This window comes from Yoonia sp. KMU-150, from assembly GCF_056858355.1.
Map to the genome: position 1 here is coordinate 680,152 of NZ_JBXEQF010000002.1, position 25,121 is coordinate 705,272.

At 64.8% G+C, this 25,121-nt stretch carries 31 protein-coding genes; 24 read left to right on the forward strand and 7 right to left on the reverse strand.

Features of this window, described 5'->3' with window-relative positions; all coding sequences use genetic code 11:
• Positions 1-8: 8 nt before the first annotated feature.
• Positions 9-602: a YceI family protein gene (locus AC04PH_RS16265; protein ID WP_483066868.1), complete on the reverse strand. Its 594-nt coding sequence runs from the start codon at positions 600-602 to the stop codon at positions 9-11.
• A 116-nt stretch (positions 603-718) separates the two neighbouring features.
• Here AC04PH_RS16265 and AC04PH_RS16270 point away from each other — a divergent pair, with 116 nt between their 5' ends.
• Positions 719-1,762, forward strand: a complete 1,044-nt coding sequence (locus tag AC04PH_RS16270) for an aldo/keto reductase (protein WP_483066869.1) — start codon at positions 719-721, stop codon at positions 1,760-1,762.
• Here AC04PH_RS16270 and AC04PH_RS16275 read toward each other — a convergent pair.
• Positions 1,756-2,205 (reverse strand): GNAT family N-acetyltransferase, encoded by a 450-nt coding sequence (locus AC04PH_RS16275; protein WP_483066870.1) that lies wholly within the window; start codon positions 2,203-2,205, stop codon positions 1,756-1,758. The two genes, AC04PH_RS16270 and AC04PH_RS16275, sit on opposite strands and share 7 nt — an antisense overlap.
• 263 nt (positions 2,206-2,468) lie before the next feature.
• On the opposite strand from AC04PH_RS16275, the gene bcoG reads away from it, so the two are divergent.
• The 6 genes from bcoG to AC04PH_RS16305 all read left to right on the forward strand — a co-directional run bounded on the left by bcoG (position 2,469) and on the right by AC04PH_RS16305 (position 8,218).
• Positions 2,469-3,377, forward strand: coding sequence for a 3-dehydrocarnitine:acetyl-CoA trimethylamine transferase BcoG (gene bcoG, locus AC04PH_RS16280; RefSeq protein ID WP_483066871.1), 909 nt, complete (start codon positions 2,469-2,471; stop codon positions 3,375-3,377).
• 925 nt (positions 3,378-4,302) lie between these two features.
• Positions 4,303-4,869, forward strand: a complete 567-nt coding sequence (locus tag AC04PH_RS16285) for a lipocalin family protein (RefSeq protein WP_483066872.1) — start codon at positions 4,303-4,305, stop codon at positions 4,867-4,869.
• Positions 4,866-5,054: a hypothetical protein gene (locus tag AC04PH_RS16290; protein WP_483066873.1), complete on the forward strand. Its 189-nt coding sequence runs from the start codon at positions 4,866-4,868 to the stop codon at positions 5,052-5,054. The genes AC04PH_RS16285 and AC04PH_RS16290 overlap by 4 nt, the downstream gene beginning before the upstream one ends.
• Positions 5,054-6,520, forward strand: coding sequence for a carnitine 3-dehydrogenase (locus tag AC04PH_RS16295; RefSeq protein ID WP_483066931.1), 1,467 nt, complete (start codon positions 5,054-5,056; stop codon positions 6,518-6,520). The genes AC04PH_RS16290 and AC04PH_RS16295 overlap by 1 nt, the downstream gene beginning before the upstream one ends.
• Complete coding sequence (locus AC04PH_RS16300; protein ID WP_483066874.1) at positions 6,517-7,275, forward strand: SDR family oxidoreductase; 759 nt, start codon at positions 6,517-6,519, stop codon at positions 7,273-7,275. The genes AC04PH_RS16295 and AC04PH_RS16300 overlap by 4 nt, the downstream gene beginning before the upstream one ends.
• A 40-nt stretch (positions 7,276-7,315) precedes the next feature.
• Positions 7,316-8,218, forward strand: a complete 903-nt coding sequence (locus tag AC04PH_RS16305; RefSeq protein WP_483066875.1) for a DMT family transporter — start codon at positions 7,316-7,318, stop codon at positions 8,216-8,218.
• A gap of 6 nt (positions 8,219-8,224) precedes the next feature.
• On the opposite strand, the gene AC04PH_RS16310 is transcribed toward AC04PH_RS16305, so the two are convergent.
• Complete coding sequence (locus tag AC04PH_RS16310; RefSeq protein ID WP_483066876.1) at positions 8,225-8,890, reverse strand: NUDIX hydrolase; 666 nt, start codon at positions 8,888-8,890, stop codon at positions 8,225-8,227.
• 14 nt (positions 8,891-8,904) lie between these two features.
• Positions 8,905-9,300, reverse strand: a complete 396-nt coding sequence (locus AC04PH_RS16315; protein WP_483066877.1) for a DUF983 domain-containing protein — start codon at positions 9,298-9,300, stop codon at positions 8,905-8,907.
• 197 nt (positions 9,301-9,497) lie between these two features.
• Between AC04PH_RS16315 and AC04PH_RS16320 the strand changes: the two genes are divergently transcribed.
• The 4 genes from AC04PH_RS16320 to AC04PH_RS16335 all read left to right on the forward strand — a co-directional run bounded on the left by AC04PH_RS16320 (position 9,498) and on the right by AC04PH_RS16335 (position 11,450).
• Complete coding sequence (locus tag AC04PH_RS16320) at positions 9,498-9,947, forward strand: EF-hand domain-containing protein (protein ID WP_483066878.1); 450 nt, start codon at positions 9,498-9,500, stop codon at positions 9,945-9,947.
• A 91-nt stretch (positions 9,948-10,038) separates the two neighbouring features.
• A complete protein-coding gene (locus AC04PH_RS16325) occupies positions 10,039-10,632 on the forward strand; it encodes an RNA polymerase sigma factor (protein WP_483066879.1) in 594 nt (197 codons plus the stop codon).
• Positions 10,619-10,975, forward strand: a complete 357-nt coding sequence (locus AC04PH_RS16330) for a hypothetical protein (RefSeq protein ID WP_483066880.1) — start codon at positions 10,619-10,621, stop codon at positions 10,973-10,975. The genes AC04PH_RS16325 and AC04PH_RS16330 overlap by 14 nt, the downstream gene beginning before the upstream one ends.
• Positions 10,968-11,450 carry a periplasmic heavy metal sensor gene (locus AC04PH_RS16335; protein ID WP_483066881.1) on the forward strand — a complete coding sequence of 161 codons (483 nt, stop codon included), beginning with the start codon at positions 10,968-10,970 and terminating at the stop codon, positions 11,448-11,450. The genes AC04PH_RS16330 and AC04PH_RS16335 overlap by 8 nt, the downstream gene beginning before the upstream one ends.
• Before the next feature lie 395 nt (positions 11,451-11,845).
• Here the strand turns inward: AC04PH_RS16335 and AC04PH_RS16340 are convergent, their stop codons facing one another.
• Positions 11,846-13,237 (reverse strand): diguanylate cyclase, encoded by a 1,392-nt coding sequence (locus tag AC04PH_RS16340; protein WP_483066882.1) that lies wholly within the window; start codon positions 13,235-13,237, stop codon positions 11,846-11,848.
• Between the two features lie 95 nt (positions 13,238-13,332).
• On the opposite strand from AC04PH_RS16340, the gene AC04PH_RS16345 reads away from it, so the two are divergent.
• The 4 genes from AC04PH_RS16345 (at position 13,333) to AC04PH_RS16360 (ending at position 17,140) form a co-directional block, all read left to right on the forward strand.
• Positions 13,333-13,611, forward strand: coding sequence for a DUF3572 domain-containing protein (locus tag AC04PH_RS16345; RefSeq protein ID WP_483066883.1), 279 nt, complete (start codon positions 13,333-13,335; stop codon positions 13,609-13,611).
• On the forward strand, positions 13,602-14,300 hold the full coding sequence (locus AC04PH_RS16350; protein WP_483066884.1) for an HAD family hydrolase: 699 nt from the start codon (positions 13,602-13,604) through the stop codon (positions 14,298-14,300). The genes AC04PH_RS16345 and AC04PH_RS16350 overlap by 10 nt, the downstream gene beginning before the upstream one ends.
• An 82-nt stretch (positions 14,301-14,382) precedes the next feature.
• Positions 14,383-15,939, forward strand: coding sequence for a trimethylamine methyltransferase family protein (locus AC04PH_RS16355; RefSeq protein WP_483066885.1), 1,557 nt, complete (start codon positions 14,383-14,385; stop codon positions 15,937-15,939).
• Between the two features lie 97 nt (positions 15,940-16,036).
• A complete protein-coding gene (locus AC04PH_RS16360) occupies positions 16,037-17,140 on the forward strand; it encodes a GNAT family N-acetyltransferase (protein ID WP_483066886.1) in 1,104 nt (367 codons plus the stop codon).
• Positions 17,141-17,143: 3 nt separating this feature from the next.
• Here AC04PH_RS16360 and AC04PH_RS16365 read toward each other — a convergent pair whose 3' ends face one another.
• On the reverse strand, positions 17,144-18,235 hold the full coding sequence (locus AC04PH_RS16365; RefSeq protein WP_483066887.1) for a zinc ABC transporter substrate-binding protein: 1,092 nt from the start codon (positions 18,233-18,235) through the stop codon (positions 17,144-17,146).
• A gap of 71 nt (positions 18,236-18,306) precedes the next feature.
• Here AC04PH_RS16365 and AC04PH_RS16370 point away from each other — a divergent pair, with 71 nt between their 5' ends.
• The 4 genes from AC04PH_RS16370 (at position 18,307) to AC04PH_RS16385 (ending at position 20,886) form a co-directional block, all read left to right on the forward strand.
• Positions 18,307-18,789: a transcriptional repressor gene (locus AC04PH_RS16370; RefSeq protein ID WP_483066888.1), complete on the forward strand. Its 483-nt coding sequence runs from the start codon at positions 18,307-18,309 to the stop codon at positions 18,787-18,789.
• A complete protein-coding gene (locus AC04PH_RS16375; RefSeq protein WP_483066889.1) occupies positions 18,786-19,523 on the forward strand; it encodes an ATP-binding cassette domain-containing protein in 738 nt (245 codons plus the stop codon). Before AC04PH_RS16370 ends, AC04PH_RS16375 begins: the two co-directional genes overlap by 4 nt.
• Positions 19,523-20,311: a metal ABC transporter permease gene (locus AC04PH_RS16380; RefSeq protein ID WP_483066890.1), complete on the forward strand. Its 789-nt coding sequence runs from the start codon at positions 19,523-19,525 to the stop codon at positions 20,309-20,311. The genes AC04PH_RS16375 and AC04PH_RS16380 overlap by 1 nt, the downstream gene beginning before the upstream one ends.
• A gap of 95 nt (positions 20,312-20,406) precedes the next feature.
• Positions 20,407-20,886, forward strand: a complete 480-nt coding sequence (locus tag AC04PH_RS16385; protein WP_483066891.1) for a CAP domain-containing protein — start codon at positions 20,407-20,409, stop codon at positions 20,884-20,886.
• On the opposite strand, the gene AC04PH_RS16390 is transcribed toward AC04PH_RS16385, so the two are convergent.
• A complete protein-coding gene (locus tag AC04PH_RS16390) occupies positions 20,887-21,333 on the reverse strand; it encodes a nucleoside deaminase (protein WP_483066892.1) in 447 nt (148 codons plus the stop codon).
• A gap of 103 nt (positions 21,334-21,436) precedes the next feature.
• Between AC04PH_RS16390 and AC04PH_RS16395 the strand changes: the two genes are divergently transcribed.
• From AC04PH_RS16395 to AC04PH_RS16415, 5 genes are all read left to right on the forward strand, one after another.
• A complete protein-coding gene (locus tag AC04PH_RS16395) occupies positions 21,437-22,210 on the forward strand; it encodes a class I SAM-dependent methyltransferase (RefSeq protein WP_483066893.1) in 774 nt (257 codons plus the stop codon).
• A 10-nt stretch (positions 22,211-22,220) separates the two neighbouring features.
• Positions 22,221-23,057, forward strand: coding sequence for a pseudouridine synthase (locus AC04PH_RS16400; protein ID WP_483066894.1), 837 nt, complete (start codon positions 22,221-22,223; stop codon positions 23,055-23,057).
• Positions 23,058-23,118: 61 nt separating this feature from the next.
• Positions 23,119-23,964, forward strand: coding sequence for a TerC family protein (locus AC04PH_RS16405; protein ID WP_483066895.1), 846 nt, complete (start codon positions 23,119-23,121; stop codon positions 23,962-23,964).
• 55 nt (positions 23,965-24,019) lie between these two features.
• Complete coding sequence (locus AC04PH_RS16410; RefSeq protein WP_483066896.1) at positions 24,020-24,229, forward strand: hypothetical protein; 210 nt, start codon at positions 24,020-24,022, stop codon at positions 24,227-24,229.
• Positions 24,229-25,116, forward strand: a complete 888-nt coding sequence (locus tag AC04PH_RS16415; RefSeq protein ID WP_483066897.1) for a 5-bromo-4-chloroindolyl phosphate hydrolysis family protein — start codon at positions 24,229-24,231, stop codon at positions 25,114-25,116. The genes AC04PH_RS16410 and AC04PH_RS16415 overlap by 1 nt, the downstream gene beginning before the upstream one ends.
• The last annotated feature ends 5 nt before the right edge of the window (positions 25,117-25,121 follow it).

Below are 25,121 nucleotides of genomic sequence, written 5' to 3' on the forward strand. Positions count from 1 at the left end.
CGCGTGCCTCACACCGCCCGCCTGATCCGCGCGATGATCTGGATATCGACGCGCGGCCCGACCAGATCGCGGTATCCCGACGCGCCAAAGGCATGACGGTCGACGTGGCCCTGCAACGACAGGCTCAACTCGGGATTGGCGTCGTTCAGCGTGGCCGCCTCCTGCGACAGTTGTGCTTGCAGGGTGACGGGGTGGGTGACGCCCCGCACGGTGACCTCGCCCGTCACGACCGCCCGCGACCGGTCTGCGCCGGGGGCGATGGCCGTGCTGCGAAAGACGATCTGCGGATGGGCGGCGGTGTGCAGCACGCTTGCGCCTTTCAGCGCCTCGGTCGCGAAGGGCACGTTCATCTGCGCCCCCGCCGCCTGCAGCGCGACCGTGACCCGGCTTTGCGATACCCGCGCAAGGTCCAGCACCATGTCGGCCCGTGCCACCGGCATCGTCCCGCGATAGCTGTCGCCCGCCGCCGTCACAGCGAACCCCACCTGTGACCTCGCGGCATCCAGCACGTATCGCACCGGTGCCGCCAGCGCCGCAGCAGGGCAAAGCGCAGCCGCCCCCAGCAGGGCGAGGCCGTGGCGGCGGGTGATCGTTCGGGGCATGGCGATCTCCTTGAAACGTGCGCCCAGACTACCGCCGCCGCCGCGCGTTGGCGAGCGCCTTGCCCACACGCCTGCACACGTTAGGTTGAGCGCACAGCAGACAAAAGGCCCGCCCCATGCAGAAACTCCCCCTCGGCCGCACCGGTATCGACATTACGCGCTGGTGCCTGGGCACGATGACCTACGGCAACCAGACGCCTGAAAGCGACGCGCACCGTCAGATCGACATGGCGCTGGACGCAGGCATCAACATCCTCGACACCGCCGAAATGTATCCCGTCAACCCGGTCGCGAAGGAAACCGTGGGCCGCTCCGAAGAGATCGTCGGCACATGGCGCGCGAAATCCCCGCGAAAGCACGACATGATGATCGCCACCAAGGTGTCCGGCTCCAATGGCGGCTTCGTGCGTGACGGCAAGGGCTATGACGGCGCGGTGATCCGGCAGGCGGTCGACCAGTCCCTGAAACGCATGCGGGCCGACACCATCGACATCTATCAGCTGCACTGGCCCGAGCGCGGCTCCTACATGTTTCGCCAGAACTGGACCTACGATCCCTCCGGCCAGAACCGTCAGCAGACCATGGATCACATGATGGATGTGCTGCAAGCGATGGACGACGTGGTCAAGGCCGGCAAGGTCCGCGTCTTCGGCCTGTCCAACGAAAGCGCCTGGGGCACCACCCAATGGGCCCGCCTGGCCAAGGATCACGGCCTGCCGCGCGTGGCCTCCGTCCAGAACGAATATTCGCTGCTTTGCCGGCTCTACGACACCGACATGGCGGAAATGGCGGTGAACGAGGATATCGTGCTGCTGTCCTTCTCGCCGCTGGCATGCGGTGTGCTGACCGGCAAGTATCAGGACGGGGTGATCCCGCCGGGCAGCCGCCGGTCCATCGGGCCTGAACTGGGCGGGCGCATGTCGCCCCGCATCCTGCCGACGGCACAGGTCTACCTCGATCTGGCCGCCAGACACGGGCTGGACCCGGTGCATATGGCAATGGCCTGGCAAGGCACGCGGCCATTCCCGGTCTCGGCGATCTTCGGTGCCACGACCGCAGACCAGCTTGCGCATCTCCTGGCTGGTAAGGACGTGACCCTGTCCGACGACCTGATTGCCGAAATCGACGCGGCCCATCGCGCCAACCCGATGCCCTACTGATCCAGCGGGATCCAGAACCGGGGTCCGGCTCCGATGATTTCCTCCAGCCCCATCGCGCGATAGGCCGCCTGCGCGGTCACGTTGCCCGGATCGGTCCCGATAGTCAGCCCCCGCGCCCCCGCCGCGCGACCGACCTCGCGCGCCTTCGCGATCAGCGCCTTGCCGATGCCGCGCCCGCGATGCGTCTCGCCCACATAAAGGTGATGGATGTCGATCCGCGCCACCCCGGTATGCAGGGCAAGCGTATGGTTCAGCCCCGCATAGCCCAAAAGCGCGGCCCCGTCGCGCACCACCAGCGCGGTCGATTGCCGCGTGGTTCCGAAGAACGCATCCTGCAGCTGCTCCAGCGTCACGGTCGCGGTGTCGCCGTGGAACGCGGACAGGGCGCGGATCATGCGCAGAATGGCGGGAATATCGCTGGGGCGGGCCAGGTCGGCTTGCATGTCATAGGTCCTTTGATGTGACCGCCGCCGGAACGGAAACGCAAAAAGCCGCCCCGGACGGCGGCTTTCGGTTGTGATGGGATGCACAGGAACGCCGCTATGGAAGCGGGCGATAAAACGACTGATGTGACGAGACGCTGTCCATGGCGTCTTTGTGCCGCTCCGCACCGCGCCTTGTCAACCGTGCGGTGCCTCACAGCGGGCTTGTCCTGCGGGCGGGAATCGCGGACGGTCGGTCAAAGCCGGAAACACAGGATGCCGCCATGCCCCTTCAGATGAACACCGACGTTTTCATCACCTGCGCCGTCACCGGCTCCGGGTCGACGCAGGACCGCAGCCCGCATGTACCACGCTCGCCCGAACAGATCGCCGACAGCGCCATCGCCGCGGCAAAGGCAGGGGCGGCGGTGGTGCATTGCCACGTGCGCGATCCCGATACCGGCGCGCCGTCCCGCGATCTGAAACTCTACCGCGAAGTGACCGACCGCATCCGCGCCGCCGATATCGACGTGGTCCTGAACCTGACCGCCGGCATGGGCGGCGACATCGTGTTCGGCGGCGTCGAAAACCCGCTGCCCACGGATGACGGCACCGACATGGTGGGGGCCACCGAACGTGTCGCCCATATCGCCGAATGCCGCCCCGAAATCTGCACCCTCGACTGCGGCACGATGAACTTCGCCGAGGCCGATTACGTCATGACCAACACACCCGGCATGTTGACCGCGATGGGCCGGATGATGACCGACTTGGGCGTGAAGCCCGAGATCGAGGCCTTCGACACCGGCCATCTGTGGTATGCCAAACAGCTCGTCGCCGACGGCGTGCTCGACGCGCCCGCGCTGGTCCAGCTTTGCATGGGCGTGCCCTGGGGTGCGCCGGACGACCTCAACACCTTCATGGCGATGGTCAACAACGTGCCGCCCGACTGGACGTTTTCCGCCTTCGGGCTGGGCCGCAACCAGATGGCCTATGTCGCGGCCAGCGTGCTGGCGGGTGGCAACGTGCGCGTCGGGCTGGAGGATAACCTCTGGCTCGCCAAGGGCGAACTGGCCACCAACGCGCAGCTTGTAGCCCGCGCGAAGGACATCATCGAAGGCATGGGCGCACGCGTCATCGGCCCGGATGCCGTTCGCGAAAAGCTGGGGTTGACCAAACGGTTGCCGCAATGAGACGGGCGAAAGCCCCTCCCGCGCATGTGAGGTCAGGTGTGCGACGGTCGCCGGTAGCACCTGCGACTGTCGCTGCGGCGACGATGGGCCATTGGCACGTGCGCCCACCTTATCGGTCAAGATGCCGTGTGCGAAAAACCCGGCCTGATCAAATGGTCGCCTCCAAAAAACGGGTGAATGCCTCCCGCGCATTCGTGAATTCGGATGCGCGCCGGGTGCCTGTTGCGCTTGCGACCGCTGATGTGGCCGCCCCGGACCGTTGGCACCGGTGCCCGCGTAATCGAACCGAGCGCCATGCGCAAAAAGCCGGGCCTGACCGAACGCTTGTTTCCTCAATGCGGGCGGATGCCTCCCGCGGATGTGTGACTTGGGATGTGCACCGGTTGCCTGTCGCGGTTGCAGCCGCTGATGGGACCTCAGCGGACCGTTGGGACGGGTGTCCGCGCAATCGGACCGAACGTCATGCGCAAAAAACGTCGCCTGATCAAATGGTTGCCCCCATACAACGGATGGATGTCCCCCGCGCACGCGGGACTTCGGATGCGTACCGGGGGCCTGTTGCACTTGCGACTACTGATGTGGCCGCCCCGAACCGTTGGCACGGGTGCCCGCGTAATCGGACCGAACGCCGTGCGCAAAAAACTTTGCCTGATCAAATGGTTACCCACATACAACGGGTGGATGCCCCCCGCGCATGTGTGACTCCGGATGCGAATCGGTTGCCCCTCGTGCTTGCAACCGCTGATGTGGCGGCACCGCGTCTTTTTTCACGCATTGCCACGCCTGCAATGCCGTTCGGGTCCATCGGGTTGCGCAAATCCCGCGACGAACCGCTTGCGGCTGTCCAAGCATCGTGCGGTCGGAAATCTTCTAGTGCCCGTTGGCCAATATCGTTGTCTGCATCGCTTACTACGCAGGTGCCACGATGAGGGTTCTCGGCCGCCTGATGGGTTGGGTCACGCCGGCTTTTCTGTTGTTTGCCTGCAGCATGCCGGTGTCCGATGCAGATGACGGCTCTCTGTTCGAAGTCTATCGCGACCTGTCCGCGCCGATTTCCTCGGCGGCGCTGTTCGATCCGGCCCGCTACACCGGGCTCTGGTACGAGGTCGCCCGTTACCCTGTTCCGTTCGAGCGCGGGTGTTTCGGAGTGACTGCCGAATATCAACCGATTTCGGCGAACATGCTCTCCGTTCTCAACATCTGTCGCGATGCGGCGGGCACGATCACCGACCAGATCGAAGGCACGGCAGAGATCGTCGGCCCCGGCCAGCTAAAGGTCACTTTCCCCTCCGTGCCGTTCGGCGCGGCGGATTACTGGGTGTTGTGGGTCGACGAGGGCTATCGCACGGCCGTCGTCGGCGCGCCGGATGGAAGGTCGGGCTACATCCTCAACCGTGATCCGGCAATCCCCGCCGACCGGCTTGAGGCGGCTCGTCGTGTGCTGGCCTTCAACGGGTACGATCTGACGCGGCTGATGATGGTGCCGCAATGACATGGCGGATTCCTGTAATATCATGCCTCCTTCTTCTTGGCGGTGGTGCGGCCTACGGCGCGGGTTTCGTGATCGGTGCTGCGGTTCTGACGGTTGCCGGGGTGATCCTCCTTTCGGCGTGGGGCACGGCGAAGCTGATCGTGGTGATGACGCCTGAACAATCAACGAGAAGTCTGAAAAAATGATGAAGAACAGGACAGCGGCGATAATCGGCGGTGGCGTGATTGGTGGCGGCTGGGCTGCGCGGTTTCTGCTCATGGGGTGGAATGTGCGGGTATTCGATCCCGATCCCGATGCCACGCGCAAAATCGGAGAGGTGCTGGACAACGCGCGCCGTTCCTTGCCGGGGCTTTCGGATGTCGCGCTGCCGGATGAAGGGACCCTGACGTTTCACGACAATATGGCCGATGCGGTTGCCGGGGCGGTCTGGATTCAGGAAAGCGTGCCGGAGCGACTTGATCTCAAACACAAAATCTATGCGGCGATTCAATCCACCTGCGCCGACGACGCGGTGATCGGGTCCTCCACCAGCGGTTTCAAACCGTCGCAACTGCAGGATGGCGCGCTGCGTCCATTTCAGATCGTCGTCGCGCACCCGTTCAACCCGGTATATCTGCTGCCGCTGGTCGAACTGGTGCCAAGCGTGAAGAACGATGCGCAGCTTGTTGAAACCGCATCGGAAATTTTGTCCGAAATCGGAATGTATCCGCTTCATGTCCGGGCCGAAATCGACGCCCATATCGCCGACCGTTTTCTGGAGGCGGTCTGGCGCGAGGCCCTTTGGCTGATCAAGGACGGGATCGCCACGACCGAAGAGATCGACAACGCGATTCGCTATGGGTTTGGCCTGCGCTGGGCGCAGATGGGCTTGTTCGAAACCTACAGGATCGCCGGTGGCGAGGCGGGTATGCGTCACTTTATTGAACAATTCGGACCTTGTCTGTCCTGGCCCTGGACGAAACTTATGGATGTTCCGGAGCTGACCGAAACGCTGATCGACCAGATCGCGGATCAGTCCGACGCGCAGTCCGGGCAGCACAGCATTCGTGCGCTGGAGCGTGCGCGCGACGATAATCTTGTGACGATCCTGCGCGGGCTGAAGGCGCGCGACTGGGGGGCGGGTGCGTTGCTGAATGCTAGCGATGCAAAGATGAAAAGTGTCCCGGATCATATTGATCAAATTGAGAATTTAGGTGACCCGATCCGCACCGTCGCCCGTGCGGTCCCGCTCGACTGGACAGACTACAACGGCCACATGAACGAGGCGCGTTATCTGCAGGTGTTCGGCGACGCCACAGATCAGCTGATGAAAATGATCGGGTGTGACGCCGATTACATCGCCAGTGGCGGCAGCTATTTCACGGCGGAAACCCATATCCGGCATCTGGACGAGGTGCATGCGGGTGCGCGGGTTAATGTCGATACGCAAGTTATTCTGGGAGAAGGAAAAAAGCTCCATCTCTTCCATCGCCTTCTAGCCGGTGACCGCCTCTTGGCGACCGGCGAACATATGTTGATCCATGTTAGCCTCCAGACGCGGAAAGCGTCGGAGCCGGGGCCGGAGGTTGCCGGGCCGCTGGCGCGAGTGGCGAAGGCACATGCGGAGTTGCCCGTGCCGGACGGTGCCGGTGCGGCGGTCGGAAAACGATGAACCGCGTCCTGATCACGGCAGGCGCTTCGGGCATCGGCAGGGCGATGGCGGAGGCGTTCGCGGCGGCGGGTGATCAGGTCTGGATCACGGATGTCGACACCGCCGCGCTGGAAGCCGCGCCGAGCACGTGGCGGTGCAGCCCTGTCGACGCGGCTGACGAAAAAGCCGTGGCCGCGACATTTGCAGAGATCGACGAAGCCTGGGGCGGGATCGATGTTTTGTGCGCCAATGCCGGGATCGCCGGGCCGACGGCGCCGATCGCGCAGGTCGCACTGGACGATTGGCGGCGGTGCGTGGCGGTCAACCTTGAAGGCGCGTTCCTTGCTGCGAAATACGCGGCACCGCTGATGTCGCGGCAAGGGGCGGGGGCGATGATCTTTACCACCTCCACCGCCGGTCTGTTCGGCTATCCCAATCGCGCGCCCTATGCGGCGGCGAAATGGGGAATCATCGGGCTGATGAAAACCATAGCCATGGAGTTGGGGCCACAGGGCATCCGCGCGAACGCCATCGCACCCGGGGCCGTCGAAGGGCCGCGTATGGAGGGTGTGCTGGCACGCGAGGCGGCGGCCAAAGGCATGACCCGCGATCAGGTCGCGGCGGGCTATGCCGCAGGCACATCGTTGCGGACGTTCGTGACGGCGCAGGATATCGCGGCGATGGCGGTTTTTCTGGGGTCTGCGGCCGCCGCGCGGATTTCCGGCCAGGTGATCGCGGTGGACGGGCACACGGAAAACCCCGACCCCAAGCCCTAGTGGCTGGTCATTTGCGCCACGATCACCCAGAAGGCGGATCATGGAACCCTGGATCATCATCACCTTCGGTGCGGCGCTGGCGCAATCGTTACGGTTCATGCTGCAAAAGCAGCTGAAGACGGCTGGCTTGTCGACGGCGGGTACCACATTCGCGCGGTTTATCTTTGCCGCGCCCGCCGTGCTGATCATCGCCGTGGTCTATGCGATCCTGTCGGAGCAGGGCCTGCCGGACATTCCTGCGCGGTTTTGGCTTTTCGGGATCATGGGCGGGTTGTCGCAGATACTGGCGACGATGTGCGTCGTCGCCCTGTTTTCGCACCGCAATTTCGCCGTCGGGATCACTTTCAAGAAGACGGAAGTTTTGCTGAGCGTGCTAATCGGTTTCGTCATTCTGGGCGATGCGGTCACCCCACTGGCGCTGGTGGCGATCCTGATCGGTCTGGCGGGCGTGCTTTTGCTGTCCGACCCGCCGGATGCGGTCGGCCGCTGGCACCGGCGGATATTGAACCGGGCGGTGGCGCTGGGCCTGACATCCGGGCTGTTCTTCGGATTTTCCGGGGTCAGCTATCGCGGCGCGTCTTTGTCGTTGGGGGCGGGCGATACGTTCTACCGTGCGATGGTCGCGCTGACCTTCGTGATTTTCTTTCAGGTGATCGCGATGGCGCTTTGGCTGATGTGGCGCGAGCGCGGCGAAATCACCAAGGTCGTGGCGGCCTGGAAAACGGTCAGTCTGGTCGGGCTGACCAGCATGATCGGCACGATGTGCTGGTTTTCGGCCTTCACGCTGCAATCGGCGGGCTATGTGAACGCGGTCGGGCAGGTGGAATTGCTGTTCTCGATCATCATCGGCGCACTGGTGTTCGGGGAACGTGTGACGGCGCGCGAAATGCAAGGTTTGCTGCTGCTGACCGGCAGTATCGTGATGCTGGTCCTCGTCACCTGATCCAGGTCAGAGCACCGGAGCACCGCCCAGTCGTGTGACCAGATGCGCCTCGTCATCGTTGCGGAAAAACGGGACGGGCCCCGGATCACCGCCCTTCGCCAGATGGACCATCAGTTCCGCCAGAACCACCTGCGTGATGAACGGCAGGTCGAAATCGCGGGCGCGGGCGAGGTCGATCCACTGCAGATGCGAAAGTTCGTCCTCGGCCTTGCCGAAATCGTCGGGATCGGTGCACAGCATGTCGGCCCGGGCCAGAAGGAACCGCGCGTCAAAGCGGCGCGGGCGACCCTGCGGAGTGACGGCGCGGAAGAAATACCGCAGTTTGGCCCCGGCGGGCCGGTGCCCCGTCGCCGCGAAACCGCGCCAGCCCTGCGGCGGATCGGGCCAGACGGCAGGCGTGCCGATGATCTGTCCGGTTTCCTCCCAAAGCTCGCGGATGGCGGCGGCGATCAGGCTTGCGGGACTGCGATTGCTTTCTTCCGTCAGCCGCGTTTCGGTCGCGGGATCGAGCCGGCCGACGTCGACCAGCGCATCGTTGTCGTCGACGGCACCCCCCGGGAACACGAACTTACCCGGCATGAAGGCCGCCGTGGCACCGCGCTGCCCCATCAGGACCTGTGTGCCGCGGGTCACGATGATCGTCGCGGCGTCCCTGATCTGTGACTTGTCCATCAGGCCCTTTTCATTCAGGCCGCCGCCGTGCCGAAGCCATGCATGCGTCGCGCCCATTGAATGCCGACCACCATGCCTTTCATGCGCGGCAACAGATACAGCGACAGCGCGACGCAGGCGATCGAGAAGAGCGTCGCCATGACGAGTGGATCGGGCCGGAAATGGGTCCAGACGATGTGGATCAGCGGGGCCAGCAGGTGCCCGACGATCAGGATGACCAGATAGGCCGGGCCGTCGTCGGCGCGGTGCCAGTGCAGTTCTTCGGTGCAGACCGGGCAGCGGTCGACGACCTTGAGGTATCCGTCGAAGAGGCCGCCCTCGCCGCAGGATGGGCACTTGCGACGAAATCCGCGCCACATGGCGGGTTTGGTCGGGCGTTCGCGTTGCGCCGGGTCTGTGATGTTGGTCATCGGGTGGCTCCTTATCTTCGCCGCCAAAGTGCGCCTTTAGGGTGCGAAAGAAAAGGGGTGCGCCGGGTTTGCGGCATCAGGACGCAGGTTGCGCGAATTTTTTTGCGTGCGGTGCGACGGAGATCGTCCGCCGCCCCGTTGGAAGGGGGTCATGGCCTGAAACGGGGCCGGGGCACACACTGGAAAGGACACGCAAGATGAAAACCAAACTTTTGATGGCAGCGATGATCACCGGGCTGATGTTGCCCGCACTGGATGCGGCGGCGCAGGGGCCGGGACAACGGCCAGATTTCGCGACGCTCGATGCGGATGGCGACGGCGCGCTGACGCTGGCCGAGCTGCAGGCACAGGGGGCCGCACGCTTCGCGGCGGCAGATACCGACGGCGACGGGCTGCTGTCGATGGCCGAACTGACGGCACAGGGCGAGGCGCGCGCGGCAGCGGCGGCGGAGCGGATGCTGTCCCGGCTCGACGCCGACGGTGACGGCATGATCGGTCAGGATGAGTTGCCGGAGCGCGGCGACCGGCTGGAGCGGATGTTCGAGCGGGCGGATCGCGACGATGACGGGCAGTTGAGCGCGGAGGAATTCGAGCGCGCTGCATCCCGTGGCGGCGACCGCCGCAACGGGCCACGCGGTCGCGGCTAGGCCATGGCTGCGGGGTCGGGTGCCGGCCCCGCAGCTTGCGCCTGCGCCACGATATTGGCAGGATTTTCGGATGTGGTTACGACACTGAGCGATGACAGCCCCGCAGACCTCTGGTCCGGCCGTGCCGGACGATGCGCTGTTGCTGGCCTATGCCAACGGCGATCCTGCGGCGGCGTCGGAGCTGACGGCGCGGCTATTGCCGCGCGTGCTGGGGCAGGCCTTTCGCATGCTCGGCGACCGGGCCGCGGCAGAGGACGTGGCGCAGGACGCGATGATGCGGCTCTGGAAGATCGCGCCCGACTGGCGGCAGGGCGAGGCGCAGGTGTCGACGTGGCTTTACCGGGTCGTCGCGAACCTGTGCGTCGACCAGCTGCGCCGCCGCAAGGGCCGCATCGGGCTGGACCAGATCGCGGAGCCGCCGGATCCGGCCCCTTCGGTCGCCGCGCGGATGCAGCAGGCGGCGCGGCACACGGCGCTGTCGGATGCGCTGGCGCAATTGCCGGAGCGGCAGGCCGAGGCGGTGGCGCTGCGGCATCTGGAGGGGCGGTCCAACCCGGAGATCGCCGCCATCATGGACATCAGCGTGCGCTCGGTCGAAAGTCTGACGGCACGTGGGAAACGTGCGCTTGCAGCACTCTTGCAGGGGCACAGGGATGCGTTGGGATTTGATGATGACGAAACGTGACATGACCGAAGTCGACGATCTGCTGGCGCAGGTGGCCGGGGATGCGCCGCCCGCACCCTCCGACGATCTGATGGCGCGGGTTCTGGCGGATGCGGCGGCGCTGCAGCCGAAGGCGCGCGAATTGCCGCGCGCGGCGAACCCGTCACTGTTCGCGCGTCTGCTGGAGGTGATCGGCGGGTGGCCTGCGGCGGGCGGGTTGGTGACCGCCGGGTTGACCGGGCTCTGGATCGGGATCGCGCCGCCTGCGGCGGTCGAAACGCTGGCCGCGAATTTCTTCGGGTCGGTCGAGACGGTGAACCTGACGGGCAGCGGTGACGGGTGGGAGGGTCTGATCGATGGCTGATGACGGGATCGAACGGCAGCGGTCCGGGCGTGCGCTGCGGGTCGCCTTGCTAATTTCGCTGGCGCTCAACATTGCGGTGGCGGGTGTGATTGTCGGTGGCGCGTTTTCGGGGCGGTTTGCCAAGGGCCAGCGGGGGTTCGAGATCGGGGCCGGTCCGATCGCGGCGGCCCTGCTGCCGGAAGACCGGGCCGCAATCCGCGCGCAACTGGGGCGCGGCGGGCTGAGACCCGATGCCGGTGCGCGTGCCGAGATGCGCGCGCGGGCCGATGATCTGGTCGCGGCATTGCGTGCTGAGACGTTCGACCCCGCCGCGATGGAGGCTTTTCTGACGGGGCTGCGCACACGCGCGAACCAGCTGCAGGCCGCGGCACAGGAGGCGTTGATCGGCCGTGTTGCGGCCATGACACCCGAGGACCGCCACCTGTTCGCCGACCGGCTGGAAGAGCAACTGCGCCGCCCGCCGCGCCGCCCGTGATGCGGGGCGGCGCCGGGCACAAGGCATTTACAGGATGACGCACGCCGGTAACAGGTCTGCACAAAGCGGAACAGCACATGCTGCTCGTCTGTCGAGATGGATACACAGGGTTCTTTCGCGTCGATCGGGATTGACCGCCTCCGCAGAGGGTGTGCAAACGACCGCCCTCGTTCGCAACAGCCTGAACGGTATGAGTGGCTTGCGAGGACTGTCGCTCTTTTTCGCGCGCTGCGCTCCCAGGAGATTACAAAGTCGTGCCAGTTGCACGGATCGAGCCGAGGTCTCTTCTGTCGACTGGCAGACTGCATGATTTCGAAAGGGTTCATCGGCGTCCTACGCGGCGCCCCATGCGATGACGACACAAGCCACCCTTTTCTGGACCGCCCCGGCGCGGCTCAGGCAGCGGTCTGGCTGAACGATACCTGATCCCGCCCGGCTGTCTTGGCCGCGTAGAGCGCGGCGTCGGCGCGGGCGCACATATCCTTGCTGCTGAGGGTCTGAGAGTCTGCAGTGCCACCCACGGCGACGCCGATGGACAGCGTAACCTGCAGACGCAGCTTGCCGTCGTCGAGATGGAAGGGCGTGGCGTTGATGACGCGGCGCAGCCGGTTCGCCGCCGCGTCGGCCTGTTCGGCATCGGTGTTGGGCATCGCGACGAGGAACTCCTCTCCGCCGATGCGGGCGATCATGTCGACGGCGCGCAGGTTGCACCGGAACCGCTCGGCGATTTCCTTGAGGACAAGGTCACCGGCAGCGTGGCCATGCTGATCGTTGATCGCTTTGAAATGGTCGATGTCCAGCATCATCACCGTATAGCTTTGCGACATCTTGCGCGCCTGCTCGGCCAGTCGCAGCAGATGCGGTTCGGCGTAGCGGCGGTTGTAGAGTCCGGTCAGCGGATCGGTGACGGCGGCGTGCAGGCCGCTGCGGACGGTGTCGCGCAGTTTGTCCTGCAGGTCCTTGCGGCGCAGCAGTATCCGGGCGCGCAGGGCGATTTCACCCGCGGCGACATGGTCGAAAATCACGTCGTCCGCGCCCAGATCGAGCGCCATCGCCGCCAGTTCGGTCTTTCCGCGCGGGACGACGACCATCTGCATTGCAAGCCGGGACTGCGTGCGGGAGCGCAAGTCGGAGACGAGACGGAAGACAGCGCGCCCTTCATCGTCGGGCCGCGTGCCGTCGATGATGAAAAGGTCCGGTACCGGGTCGAGTTTCTGATCGGACAGCACGCTGTTGGTTCCGATGATCCGCAGCCCGTGGCGGAATGCGGTGCGAACCTTGGATACGATACGCGGTCGCTGCGTGAGACTGTCGGTCAGAACGACGATCTTTGCGGCGGGCAGGAATGCTTCCTTGCCGTCCTCGAATCCCAGGGCCCGGCTGGTGCCGTCGCGCAGCCACAGCTCTGCATTGGCGTTGCGCAGGCGCAGGAGGCTGCGAATCCGGGCGAGCAACAGTGTTTCATCGGTCGGGCGCGGCATCACCTCGTCCACACCGGCATCGAGCGCGGCAAAGCGGGCACGACAGGTATCGGCGATCCCGAGGCCGACGATGGAAATATCGGCTGTTTCGGGATCGTCCTTGATATCGCGACAGAAACCGTGGCGATCCTCTACCGGGTCGGACAGGTTGATCAGGATGAGGTCGGGCCGCGACCCTGCGATCAGTGCTTCCGCCTCTGCCCGGGTGGCGCAGGTGTCGACCTGATACTGCGCCGCGTGCATCTTGACCTTGAGCACGATCCGATTGGTTGCGACCGTATCAATGATGAGTATCCTACCGGACATCCCAGTTTCCTAACTGTGGTTTCACCACCCAACTGTTGCGACAGGTATGGGCAGGAATAGTTAAGAAACCGTTTCAACCCGTGGAGAACGGCAAGATGTCCCCAGAGCGCGCAGAAACGATTGCATTACAGGCCCTTGCCTGGCTGGTGGGAGACGATGACCTGCGGTCCGTCTTTCTCGGAGCCACGGGCAGTACGCCTGAAAGTTTACGATCGGAGGCGACGGACCCGGCCTTTCAGGCCTCGGTGCTGGAGTTCCTGACGCAGGACGATCGCTGGGTGACGGCCTTTTGCGATGCCACGGGTCTTGGCTACGATCAGCCATTGGCCGCGCGTTATGCGCTGCCGGGTGCGGAGGCCGTACATTGGACCTGAAGGGATTGATCTTCGACAAGGACGGCACGCTTTACGATTTCAACGCGACCTGGGGGGTCTGGGCGCATGACATGCTGCTGTCGGAGGCCGGGGGCGACCGGGCCGTCTTCGACGCCTTGGCGGAGGTGCTGGGGTATGATCCGGACGCCAAACGGTTTCACCCCGGCAGCATCGTGATCGCGGAAACGGTGTCGGTGGTAGCTGACCATATCATGCCGGTCATCGGCGAATCCGACAAGCCGGCGTTGCTGGCGCGGATGAACGCGGCGGCAGCACAGGTGCCGCAGCAGGAGGCGACGGACCTTGTCGCCCTTTGCAGCAAGTTGCGGGCGCGGGGATTGGTGCTGGGCATCGCCACGAATGATACCGAAGGTCCCGCGCGGAACCATCTGGGGCGGTCCGGCATCACCGATGCCTTTGCCTTCATCGCCGGGTCAGACAGCGGATACGGCGGAAAACCGGCACCGGGCCAGTTACTTGCGTTCTGCGCACAGACCGGGTTGCCGCAACAGGCCTGCGCCATGATCGGTGACAGCTTGCACGACCTGCACGCGGGGCGCGCGGCGGGGATGACGACCATCGGCGTGCTGACCGGACCGGCCCCGCGCGCGGAACTGGCGGCGGTCGCCGATCTCGTGCTGGACTCGGTCGCCGATCTGCCGGACGCACTGGATCGGATGAAGAGCTGAAAACGACACGATATGTCGTGAATTCGGCCCCCGCGCCCGCGCCGTCCTGTCACTCTGTCAGAAAGGGCTGATGGAGGTGCAGATGGCGGATCGGGCAAGGCGACAACGCGGCGGCGGTCGCGCGGGCAATGCGGCGCGGCGTGGCGGCGCGGTTCTGGACCAGATGCCCTGGCGCATCCCGGTGAACACCGACCGCCCGACAGAGCCCTTGCGGCCCGAAGGCGTGCAGGCGATCCATGACGGCGCGATGCGGATCCTCGAAGACATCGGGATCGAGTTCCTGAACGAGGAGGCGCTGACGCTGTTCCGGCAGGCCGGGTGCACGGTCGACGGCACCAACGTGCGGATGGGACGCGACTGGGTAATGGAGATGATCGGCAAGGCGCCGTCGCAGTTCACCATCACCCCGCGCAACCCGGACCGCAGGATCACCATCGGCGGCAAACATATCCTGTTCGGCAACGTGTCGTCGCCGCCGAATTATTTCGATCTGGAGATCGGCAAGAAGGTCTCCGGCACCCGCGCGCAGTGCGCCGACCTGCTGCGACTGACGCAATATTTCAACTGCATCCATTTCGCGGGCGGCTATCCGGTGGAGCCGGTGGATATCCACGCCTCTGTCCGGCATCTGGACGTGGTGCATGACAAGATGCTGCTGACCGACAAGGTCGCGCACGCCTATTCGCTGGGCCGCGAGCGGGTAGAGGATGTGATGGAGATGATCCGCATCGCCTGCGGTCTGACCGAAGAGGAATTCGCGGCCAGGCCACATATGTATACCAACATCAACTCCACCTCGCCGCTCAAGCACGATGTTCCGATGATCGACGGCTGCCTGCGCTGCGTGCGACGCGGGCAGGCGGTGGTGGTGACACCGTTCACGCTGGCGGGTGCCATGGCACCGGTGACCATGTCGGGTGCCGTGACCTTGTCCATCGCCGAGGCGCTGAGCGCGATCGCGCTGTTTCAGTATGTGGCACCTGGTGCGGCCTGCGTGATCGGTACATTCACCAGTAACGTCGACATGAAATCGGGCGCGCCCGCCTTCGGCACCCCGGAATACATGCGCGCGACCCAAATGACCGGGCAGATGGCGCGGTTCTACGGGTTGCCGATGCGGGCGTCGGGCGTCTGTGCGGCCAACGTGCCGGACGGGCAGGCGATGTGGGAAACGTCCAATTCGCTCTGGTCTGCGGTGCAGTCCGGCACCAACGTCGTCTACCACGCGGCTGGCTGGCTGGAAGGCGGGCTTGTCGCCAGCCCGGAAAAGTTCGTGATGGATTGCGAGGTTCTGCAGATGATCCAGCGATATATGGAGCCGGAAATCACCGCCACCGGTCCCGACGATATCGCGTTCGATGCGATCCGAGAGGTTGGGCCGAACGGCCACTTCTTTGGCATTCAGCATACGCAGGAAAGATATGAAGAGGCGTTCTATCAGCCGATGGTGTCGGACTGGCGCAACTTCGAAGCCTGGGAGCAGGCCGGCGCGGAATGGACGGCCCAGCGCGCGCACCGAATATTCAAGGAGATCATCGGCAGTTTCGAAGCGCCGCCGATCGACGACGGTATCCGCGACGAACTGGCCGATTTCGTCGCCCGTCGCAAAGCCGAGGGCGGTGCGCCGACCGATTTCTAGACTCTATCGCGGGCGCGTCGTAAGGCAGAACAGCCCTTGCTTATGCACGGCGGGCTTTTCGTTGGCGCAGGCCGTGGGCCCGTGACATCATGCGGTCATGAGCGTCACCCTGAAAACCGGCGATTTCGATGCATTTTTCGCGGCACCCTTTGCCGCATACGGCACGGACAGTCATTACGTGTCACCACTGAAATCCGATCTGCGCCGCTTTCTCGATCCGGCGCAGAACCCGCTGTTTTGCGGCGAGAGTGAACTGACCTATTTCACCGCCCATCGCGGTAGCCGGATCGTGGGGCGGATCACCGCACATATCCACGCCGAATCGCTGGCCCTGCACGATCCCGCGCTGGGCTACTTCGGCTATTTCGACTGTGCCGACGATGCAGAGGCGGCGCGCGCGCTGCTGGACGCCGCAGCGGACTGGCTGCGGGCGCGCGGGATGCAGCGCATGGCGGGCAACTTCAATCTGACGGCAATGCAGCAGATCGGTGTCATGACGGACGGATTCTCGGAACGTCCTTTTCTGGACCAGATCTGGTCCCCGCCGCATATCGCCCGGCTGCTGGCCGAAAACGGGTTTGCGCCGACGTTCCCGATGGCGACCTTCGCGCTCGACCTCACACGCGCGAACCCGCCCGCCGGGCCGGAGCAGAAGAGGCTGCGCGACGATCCGGACTTCAGCTTTGCCCCGGTCACGCGCCGCACCATCCCGCAGCGGATGGAGGACGCGCGGCAGATTCTGAATGCATCGTTTGCCGAAAATCCCATGTTCGTGCCGGTAACGCGCGCGGAATTTCACTTTCAGGCCAAGGACATGAAATGGATCATGGACCCGCGGCTTTCCGTCGTTCTGCATCATCGCGGGCAACCGGCCGCCTGCGTGATCTGCGTGCCGGACCTGAATCCGCTGTTGCGGCGGATCGGGTCCCGTATCGGGCTGACGACGCCCTGGCACTATCTGCGGCACCGGATGACCAATGACCGGGTGTCGCTGATCTTTTTGGGAGTCATTCCGGCCCTGCAGGGGCGCGGGATCAACCCGTACCTGATGGCGAAGGTGATGCAGGCGGCCCGGTCTGCCGGATATGCGACCATCGGCAACACCTGGATCGCCGATGAAAACGGAGCGAGCCTGCGGCAGGCGGTGAAGGCGGGGGCCGATCCGCTTCACCGTCTGCATCTTTTTACGAAGGACCTCTGACGCCTACCCGTCGATACAGGTCGCCAGCGTGGTGGCCATGTCACGGATCAGGTCGCCATAGGCCGCGGGGCCGGGGGTGAATTTCGCGCCGGTCGCGTCGATCTGTGCCGTACGTGCCCCGGTGCCCTCGATCAGCACGTCCGCCCAGTCCGTCGACATTTCAAGGTCGGTCAGCACGCAGGTGATGTTTTCTGCCGCCATCATCTCGCGCAGGGCAGCGATGCGTGCCGGGCCGGGCGATTGTGCATCTGTCGCGGCGATGGCACCGGCTGCGGGTGTGTCGTAGCGTACCTCGAAATACTGGTATCCGTCGTGGGGCAGCACGAACGCGCCCTCGATCTGCGCCATGATGTCGGACACATCCGCGTCGAGCGCGGTCAGATCGGCAACCGCCCTTTCGGCATTCGCGCGGTAGGTATCGGCATTGTCCGGGTCGGCAGCGGCAAGCTGTTCCGCGATATGGGTCGTCCAGACCGCCGCGATGGTCGGGTCGAGCCATGCGTGCGGGTCGTCGGGACCATGATCGTGGTCCGCATGGTCGTCATGGCCCGCGTGATCGTCATGGTCCTTGTGTTCATCGTGTGCATGTTCGTCGTGTTTGTCATGGTCTGCATGTTCGCCATCGGTATGCTCGTCGTGATCCGAGTGGTCATCATGTTCGTCGTGATCCGTATGATCGTCATGATCGTGCTCATCGTGCGCGTCCGGGTCGTCATGCCCATGATCGTCACGATCATCCGCGCCAAACCCCGTGTCGGCACGCGTCGGGAGCAGCGTCCAGCCATCTGTCTCCAGCAGCGTAAGCCGCGCGGCATCCGGGGCGAGCGTGGCGATCGGGTCCGACAGCCATGGTGTCAGCGCGGGCCCGACCCAGATGATCAGGTCGGCATTCGCAACGCCTGCGGCATCACCCGGCGACATTTCGAAGTGGTGTGGCGTCGCCCCCGGTGGCAACAGGAGTGCCGGTTCGCCGACACCGTCCATGACCTGCGCGACAAGGCTGTGGACCGGAAGGATGTCGGTCAGCACCTGCGGCACCTCGGCAAGTGCGGGGGCGGCGGTAAGCGTGAGGGCGATGGAGGCTGTGCGAATCATGGTGGCTCTCTTGTCAGTGCTGTTCGAGGAGTGTATAACTTGATATGTTATAACATAACAATGGTGCGTCGATGAAATCCCCGCCGACCGGGTTCGAAACCCACAATCATGCAGCCTGTGTGCGCACCGCGCTTGCGATGGCGCGCGATGTCTGTGCCGCGCGCAAGCTGCAACTGACGCCGGTGCGCCGCCGCACGCTGGAGATTTTGCTGGAGGCGCACAAGGCGCTGGGGGCCTATGACGTGCTGGCGCGGCTGAAGGCGGACGGGTTCGGCGCACAGCCACCGCAGGCCTATCGCGCGTTGGGCTTTCTGGTAGATCAGGGGTTCGCGCATAGGGTCGAGCGGCTCAATGCCTTTGTCGCCTGCGCCCGCCCGGGCACCGTACATGACCCCGCGTTCATGATCTGCCGGGGGTGCGGCACGGTGGCGGAGGCAGAGGCGGATGCGCAGCGGTTCGTCGCCCGCGCCGGTTTTCAGGTCGAGCAGACGGTGATCGAGGCGGAAGGGCTGTGCCCGGGGTGCCAGCACCAAGATCGGCCGGCCACCTCATGAGCCTGATCCGCGCCGAAGGTGTGTCGGTCCGGTTCGGCGGGCGGGCGGTGCTGCAGCGGGTCGATCTGACCCTGGCCGCCGGAGAGATCGTCACCATCGTCGGGCCGAACGGGTCGGGCAAGTCGACGTTGCTGAGGGCGTTGATCGGTGCGGTGGCACCGCAAGACGGTGCCGTGCGCCGCGCGCCCGGTCTGCGCGTCGGATACGTCCCGCAGAAGCTGTCGATCGACCCCACGATGCCGCTGACCGTGCGCCGGTTTCTGGACCTGCCGCGACGGGTGGACCGCGTGACAGCGCAGACGGCGCTTGAGACCGCCGGACTGCCTGATCTGGGACACCAGCAGATGACGGACCTGTCGGGCGGGCAGTTCCAGCGCGTCCTGCTGGCCCGTGCTTTGCTGAACGATCCGCAGGTGCTGATGCTGGACGAGGCGACACAGGGGCTGGACCAGCCCGGATCGGCGAGTTTCTACCGGCAGATCGCCGCGGTGCGCGACAGGCTGGGCTGTGCGGTGCTGATGGTCAGCCATGAACTGCATGTGGTGATGAGCGCCTCTGACCGGGTGGTCTGCCTGAACGGGCATGTCTGCTGTGAAGGCACCCCCGAGGTCGTGCAGGCGGCCCCGGCCTATCGTGAGTTGTTCGGCACCGGGACGGGCGGGGCGCTGGCGCTTTATCGCCACGACCACGATCACCACCATCACGACCATCATCACGACGAGGGGGCCGCCTGATGCTGGATGACTTTTTGGTGCGCGCCGCCCTGGCCGGGGTCGGCACGGCGATGGCCGCGGGCCTGCTTGGCTGCTTCGTGGTGTGGCGGCGAATGGCTTATTTCGGCGATGCGATGGCCCATGCGGCGATCCTTGGTGTGGCGCTGTCGCTGGCTTTTGCCATGTCGGTCTTTATCGGCGTGACGATCACGGCGCTGGTGATGGCGTTCCTGTTTCTGGGTCTGACCGGGCGGGGGCAGTCTGCGGATGCGGCGCTGGGCGTGCTGGCGCATGGCGGCCTGGCGCTTGGTCTGGTCGCGGTCACCTTGATCCCTGGCCAGCGGATCAGCCTCGATGCCTATCTGTTTGGCAATGTGTTGACGGTGTCGCGCGGCGATCTGCTGGTGATCTGGGGCGGTGCGGCGATCGTGTTTGCGGTGGTCTGGCGGCACTGGTCCGCCTTGCTGACGGCGACGCTGTCACCCGATCTGGCCCATGCGGCCGGTATCGACCCACGGCACGAGGAACGGGTGCTGACCCTGCTGCTGGCAATCGTCGTGGCCGTCGCGATCAAGGTGGTGGGCGCGCTGCTGATCACGGCCCTGCTGATCATTCCGGCCGCGACCGCACGGACGTTCGCCCGGACACCCGAGGCGATGGCAATCGTGTCCATCGGGATCGGAATATTGACGGCGCTGGGCGGTCTGCGTCTGGCGCTGCTTTGGGACACGCCGGTCGGCCCGACCATGGTCTGTGTCGCCGTCGGTTCCTTTGCAATCGCGACGATAAGCAAACAATTGCGTATTTAACCCGCGCAAACGGTCGATTTCCGCCGAGGTTTCGCCATGTGCTTGCCTGCATTCTCCGTGACCTTAGATGAACAGTCGGAACGGAGACGAATGCCATGCTACGATATCTTGCACTGACGACAGTTGCTGTCCTTTTGCTGGGCGCAGAGCAGGCTTCGGCTGCGGCCGGTTGCGCCACGCCACAAAACGTCAACGCCCTCGCGGCGCAGGTGGCTGAGGGTGTGAACGCCAACAGGCGCGCGCAGGGGCTGTCTCCACTCGCCTTTAACGCCGATCTGGGACAGGCCGCGATGCGCCATGCCTGCGATATGTCGGTGAACGGGTTTTTCGGGCACAGCGGGTCCGATGGGTCGGACGTGCAGACCCGTATCCGGTCTGCCGGGTATCGCACCTGCCTGTCGGCAGAGAACCTTGCCTGGGGCTATCCGAACGCGGGGCAGATCGTGCGGGGCTGGATGAACTCGTCCGGACACCGCAGCAACATGCTGCATCCGCGTGCACAGGAATTCGGCATCGGCATCACGCAGGGCGCGCGTGGGCCGAACTGGGTGCTGGTGCTTGCCAAACGCTGCTGACTATCTGCGGTCACTGAAAAATTCACGTAGCAAAGTCGCGCTTTCCGTAGCGGCGATCCCGTCGTAGATGTCCGGCGCGTGGTGGCACTGGGCGTGCGAAAATACCTTCGCCCCATGGGCCACACCGCCTGATTTGGTATCGGCCGCGCCATAGTAGAGGCGGGCAATCCGCGCGTTGCCGATCGCGGCGGCGCACATCGGGCAGGGTTCGAGCGTGACATAGAGATCGGCACCGGTCAGACGTTCACGCCCCAGCAGCGCACAGGCCGCGCGGATCGCTACGATTTCCGCATGGGCCGTCGGATCTTTGTCGGTGCGGGTCATGTTGCCGGCCTGTGCGACGACATCTCCGTCCAGCACGATCACCGCGCCGACCGGTACCTCCCCGCGTGCAGCGGCGGCACGGGCCTCCGACAGGGCGATATCCATGTAGCTGCGAAAACTCATGGCACCGGTGTTGCCGGGTTTTTGCCCGCGCGGCAAGCGCCGCGTTCCACGCACCTGAAACCGCGCGATTGCGCGGCGCGCGTCCCGTCGCTAGCGTATTGAAATGACGCAAGACATCTACGATCCCGCCTATGTCGCGGACCTGTTCGACCGGTGTTCGCCGCGATACCGGCGGTGGTCGGCGGTCAGTTCCTTCGGGTTCGTTTGGCTGTGGCGCAGGCAGTGCGTGACCCGCCTGCGCGGACAATGGGGTATCGCCCATATCGCGGGGGCTGCGCGGTCGGACATGGCACCGCGGATCGTCGACCTCATGGCAGGCACTGGCGAAATCTGGCCGCATCTGCTGGCCTGGCTGCCGCAGGCCCGGATCACGGCGATCGACATCTCCAAACGGATGCATGACGAGGCGGTGGAGAAGCTGCACGGCAAGACCGCAGGGCAGATCACGCATCTGGCCGCCAACGCGCTGGAAACCGATCTGCCCGACGCGATGGCGGATATGGTCGTGTCGAGTTTCGGGCTCAAGACCTTCAACGCCGACCAGCATCGCCGTCTTGCACAGCAGATCGCGCGGGTGCTGAAACCCGGCGGCAGCTTCGCCCTGATCGAGGCGTCGGACCCCAAGGGCTGGATGTTGCGCCCGCTCTACCGGTTCTATCTGGACGGGGTGCTGCCGCAGATCGAGCGTCTGTTCCTGCGCGGCGCGCAGGATTTCAGCATGATCGGCACCTACACGCAGCGTTTTGGTGACTGCCGCGGTATGGAACAGGCATTGCGCGATGTCGGTCTGACCGTGACCTACAAGCGGCATATGTTTGGCTGTGCCACGTCCGTCGCCGGATACAAGCCGATTGCGCCGGAGCCACCAAGCGCCTAAAGCCTGCCCCATGTCGGACAAAGCATCTCCACCGGGCGACCGCATCGCCAAGACCCTGTCCCGCGCGGGCATCGCCAGCCGTCGCGAGGCCGAGCGCATGATTGAGGACGGGCGCGTGAGCGTGAACGGCAAAGTGATCACTTCCCCCGCGCTGAACGTGACCGACGCCGACCGGATCGTCGTGGACGGCAAGCCGCTGCGCGCCCCCGAACCGCCGCGCATGTGGTTGTATCACAAGCCTGCGGGGCTGGTGACCTCCGAACGGGACGAGCGCGACCGGCCCACGGTCTTTGCCGCCTTGCCCGAGGACATGCCGCGGGTGATGTCCGTCGGGCGGCTCGACATCAATTCCGAAGGGCTGTTGCTGTTGACCAACGACGGCGGTGTGAAACGCCGGCTGGAACTGCCCAGCACCGGCTGGCTGCGCCGCTACCGCGTGCGGATCAACGGATCGGTGTCCGAGGCCAAGCTGGACCAGCTGCGCGCGGGTATCACGGTGGACGGCGTAAATTACCAGCCGATGGTCGTGACCTTCGACCGCCAGCAGGGGGCCAATGCCTGGCTGACGGTCAGCATCCGCGAAGGCAAGAACCGCGAGATCCGCCGCACGATGGAGGCGATCGGCGTCACGGTGAACCGTTTGATCCGGGTGTCTTACGGGCCGTTTCAGCTGGGCAACCTTGCCGCCGGCGCGGTCGAGGAGATCAAGCAGAAGGTCGTGCGCGATCAACTGGGACTTGAGAAGCCCGCCGATGCGCCGCGCCGCCGCGCGGTCAACCGCCCCGCGCGCCCCGGCGCGAAACCGGCAGGCAAGGGCCGTCCTGCGGGGAAAAAGCCTGCACGGTGAACCCTTGCCGCGCTTGCGCGGTTGTGCATGTTAAGACGAAACCGACCCGAGGGACACGCGGATGACCGATCTTCTGACACTTGAAAACGCCACGAACCTGATCATGCTGTGCTTTCTGCAAGCGGTGCTGGGGTTCGACAACCTGCTTTACATCTCCATCGAAAGCCAGCGCGCGCCGGTCGCCAGCCAGCGCAAGGTGCGCATGTGGGGCATCGGGATCGCGGTCGCCCTGCGGATCATTCTGCTGTTCGTGATGGTGCGGCTGATCGGGGCGCTGTCGGAGCCGTTCTATATCTTCGACTGGGAGGGTGTGATCACCGGCGGTGTGAACTTCGCGACCTGCGTCTTCGTCTTCGGTGGTGCGTTCATCATCTACACAGCGGTGAAGGAAATCCGGCACATGCTGTCGATCGACCACATCGGGCATGACGTCGAAGGCAAGTCGGGCAAATCGGCCACGCAGGTCGTGCTGCTGATCGTCTTCATGAACCTGATCTTCTCGTTCGATTCCGTGCTGTCGGCCATCGCCATCACCGATGTCTTCCCGATCCTCGCCACGGCGATCCTGTTGTCGGGCCTCGCGATGATCCTGCTGGCAGACGGGGTGACCGTGTTCTTGCAGAAAAACCGGATGTACGAAGTCCTTGGCCTGTTCATCCTGCTGATCGTGGGTGTCGTTCTGCTGGGAGAGGCGGGGCAGGCCGCGGTGCATGGCGTCGAAAGCATGGGCGTTCCGCATGAGGAAGCGAAGGACCTGGCGCTGAAGGTCTTTGGCCGCGAAATCGTGCCGATGTCGAAATCGACCTTCTATTTCTCTGTCGTCGTGCTCTTCGCCGTGGAAATCCTGCAGTCGGGCTACAGCCGCAAGCTGAACGCGGAACGCGCGGCGTTGCAGAAGCACTCGTAAACGGGCTGGCCATCGCCTAGATTGAAACCGGTATCAGCCGCAGGAGGCCGCAAGGATGTTTCGCTTTTTTCTCGTCGCTGTCTTCCTCGTTGCTGTGGCGCTGGCCGCCTTGTCGATCCTCGGTGCGCTGCGCGCGCTCGCCGGATCCGCGCAAACGACCGAGAAGACAGAGGACACCATGCCGCAAACCTTTCGCAAGATCGCCTATGTCCTGCTGCTGATCCTGATGTTCGGCATCACCGCCGGCTGGCTGGGGGCAAGCTGATGGCCAAGAAGTTCGGCGGCAGATTCAGCCCGGACGGCAGCACGCAGGGTGGCGACGCGATCCGCGAGGCCGCCGTCGACGACCGTATCGTCGATGCGGCAGGGGCCAAAGCCAACATCCTGTTCGTGCCGGGGCTGGTGCTTGCCGTCACGTCGCTTGGTGACGGGCCCGTCATGCTGGCTGTGGGGCTGGCCGGGGCGGGCGTCCTGACACTCGCGGCCTGGTTGCTGCGCGAAGGGCTGCGGGCCGAGGCCGCCTATGACGCGCGCAAGGTCGCACGCCGCCCGGCGATCCCGCGCAAGATGATGGCGACGGCGCTGACCGGTCTGGGAATCGCGCTGGCCGCCTATACCGGTGACAGCGGCGTCGTGGGGTCGGTGATATACGGCGTGATCGCCGCCGCCCTGCATACTGCCGCCTTCGGCATCGACCCGCTGCGCGACAAGCGGATGGAGGGTGTGGATACCTTCCAGCAGGACCGCGTCGCCCGCGTCGTCGATCAGGCAGAGGCGCATCTGAGCGTGATGAAACAGCAGATCGAGGCGCTGGACGACCGCCCGCTGGAACTGCGGGTCAAGGGTTTTCAGTCGATGGCTCGCAAGATGATCCGCACGGTCGAGGAAGACCCGCTCGACCTGACCAGTGCCCGCAAATTCCTGTCGGTCTATCTGGAGGGGGCCAGGGACGCGACGGTCAAATATGTCGATCTGGCCCGCCGCAAACCGGACCGCCAAGCGCGCGAAAGCTACGAGGCGCTGCTGACCGATCTGGAAAACAACTTCGCGGCGCGGACGGAAAAACTGCTGTCGGACGACCGCACGGATATGGACATCGAAATCAAGGTGCTGCGCGATCGTTTGCAGCGCGAAGGCGTGAAGCCGGAATAAACAAG

What these genes read in the sequence shown, in the direction of transcription:
- AC04PH_RS16345 (WP_483066883.1), top strand. Translation starts at nt 13,333, where the DNA reads ATGTCCCCAGAGCGCGCAGAAACGATTGCATTACAGGCCCTTGCCTGG.
- AC04PH_RS16395 (WP_483066893.1), top strand. Translation starts at nt 21,437, where the DNA reads ATGACGCAAGACATCTACGATCCCGCCTATGTCGCGGACCTGTTCGAC.
- AC04PH_RS16400 (WP_483066894.1), top strand. Translation starts at nt 22,221, where the DNA reads ATGTCGGACAAAGCATCTCCACCGGGCGACCGCATCGCCAAGACCCTG.
- bcoG (WP_483066871.1), top strand. Translation starts at nt 2,469, where the DNA reads ATGCCCCTTCAGATGAACACCGACGTTTTCATCACCTGCGCCGTCACC.
- AC04PH_RS16295 (WP_483066931.1), top strand. Translation starts at nt 5,054, where the DNA reads ATGAAGAACAGGACAGCGGCGATAATCGGCGGTGGCGTGATTGGTGGC.
- AC04PH_RS16310 (WP_483066876.1), bottom strand. Translation starts at nt 8,890, where the DNA reads ATGGACAAGTCACAGATCAGGGACGCCGCGACGATCATCGTGACCCGC.
- AC04PH_RS16340 (WP_483066882.1), bottom strand. Translation starts at nt 13,237, where the DNA reads ATGTCCGGTAGGATACTCATCATTGATACGGTCGCAACCAATCGGATC.
- AC04PH_RS16405 (WP_483066895.1), top strand. Translation starts at nt 23,119, where the DNA reads ATGACCGATCTTCTGACACTTGAAAACGCCACGAACCTGATCATGCTG.
- AC04PH_RS16355 (WP_483066885.1), top strand. Translation starts at nt 14,383, where the DNA reads ATGGCGGATCGGGCAAGGCGACAACGCGGCGGCGGTCGCGCGGGCAAT.
- AC04PH_RS16275 (WP_483066870.1), bottom strand. Translation starts at nt 2,205, where the DNA reads ATGCAAGCCGACCTGGCCCGCCCCAGCGATATTCCCGCCATTCTGCGC.
- AC04PH_RS16315 (WP_483066877.1), bottom strand. Translation starts at nt 9,300, where the DNA reads ATGACCAACATCACAGACCCGGCGCAACGCGAACGCCCGACCAAACCC.
- AC04PH_RS16290 (WP_483066873.1), top strand. Translation starts at nt 4,866, where the DNA reads ATGACATGGCGGATTCCTGTAATATCATGCCTCCTTCTTCTTGGCGGT.
- AC04PH_RS16375 (WP_483066889.1), top strand. Translation starts at nt 18,786, where the DNA reads ATGAGCCTGATCCGCGCCGAAGGTGTGTCGGTCCGGTTCGGCGGGCGG.
- AC04PH_RS16360 (WP_483066886.1), top strand. Translation starts at nt 16,037, where the DNA reads ATGAGCGTCACCCTGAAAACCGGCGATTTCGATGCATTTTTCGCGGCA.
- AC04PH_RS16285 (WP_483066872.1), top strand. Translation starts at nt 4,303, where the DNA reads ATGAGGGTTCTCGGCCGCCTGATGGGTTGGGTCACGCCGGCTTTTCTG.
- AC04PH_RS16380 (WP_483066890.1), top strand. Translation starts at nt 19,523, where the DNA reads ATGCTGGATGACTTTTTGGTGCGCGCCGCCCTGGCCGGGGTCGGCACG.
- AC04PH_RS16330 (WP_483066880.1), top strand. Translation starts at nt 10,619, where the DNA reads ATGACGAAACGTGACATGACCGAAGTCGACGATCTGCTGGCGCAGGTG.
- AC04PH_RS16370 (WP_483066888.1), top strand. Translation starts at nt 18,307, where the DNA reads ATGAAATCCCCGCCGACCGGGTTCGAAACCCACAATCATGCAGCCTGT.
- AC04PH_RS16390 (WP_483066892.1), bottom strand. Translation starts at nt 21,333, where the DNA reads ATGAGTTTTCGCAGCTACATGGATATCGCCCTGTCGGAGGCCCGTGCC.
- AC04PH_RS16415 (WP_483066897.1), top strand. Translation starts at nt 24,229, where the DNA reads ATGGCCAAGAAGTTCGGCGGCAGATTCAGCCCGGACGGCAGCACGCAG.
- AC04PH_RS16300 (WP_483066874.1), top strand. Translation starts at nt 6,517, where the DNA reads ATGAACCGCGTCCTGATCACGGCAGGCGCTTCGGGCATCGGCAGGGCG.
- AC04PH_RS16385 (WP_483066891.1), top strand. Translation starts at nt 20,407, where the DNA reads ATGCTACGATATCTTGCACTGACGACAGTTGCTGTCCTTTTGCTGGGC.
- AC04PH_RS16410 (WP_483066896.1), top strand. Translation starts at nt 24,020, where the DNA reads ATGTTTCGCTTTTTTCTCGTCGCTGTCTTCCTCGTTGCTGTGGCGCTG.
- AC04PH_RS16305 (WP_483066875.1), top strand. Translation starts at nt 7,316, where the DNA reads ATGGAACCCTGGATCATCATCACCTTCGGTGCGGCGCTGGCGCAATCG.
- AC04PH_RS16365 (WP_483066887.1), bottom strand. Translation starts at nt 18,235, where the DNA reads ATGATTCGCACAGCCTCCATCGCCCTCACGCTTACCGCCGCCCCCGCA.
- AC04PH_RS16325 (WP_483066879.1), top strand. Translation starts at nt 10,039, where the DNA reads ATGACAGCCCCGCAGACCTCTGGTCCGGCCGTGCCGGACGATGCGCTG.
- AC04PH_RS16265 (WP_483066868.1), bottom strand. Translation starts at nt 602, where the DNA reads ATGCCCCGAACGATCACCCGCCGCCACGGCCTCGCCCTGCTGGGGGCG.
- AC04PH_RS16335 (WP_483066881.1), top strand. Translation starts at nt 10,968, where the DNA reads ATGGCTGATGACGGGATCGAACGGCAGCGGTCCGGGCGTGCGCTGCGG.
- AC04PH_RS16320 (WP_483066878.1), top strand. Translation starts at nt 9,498, where the DNA reads ATGAAAACCAAACTTTTGATGGCAGCGATGATCACCGGGCTGATGTTG.
- AC04PH_RS16270 (WP_483066869.1), top strand. Translation starts at nt 719, where the DNA reads ATGCAGAAACTCCCCCTCGGCCGCACCGGTATCGACATTACGCGCTGG.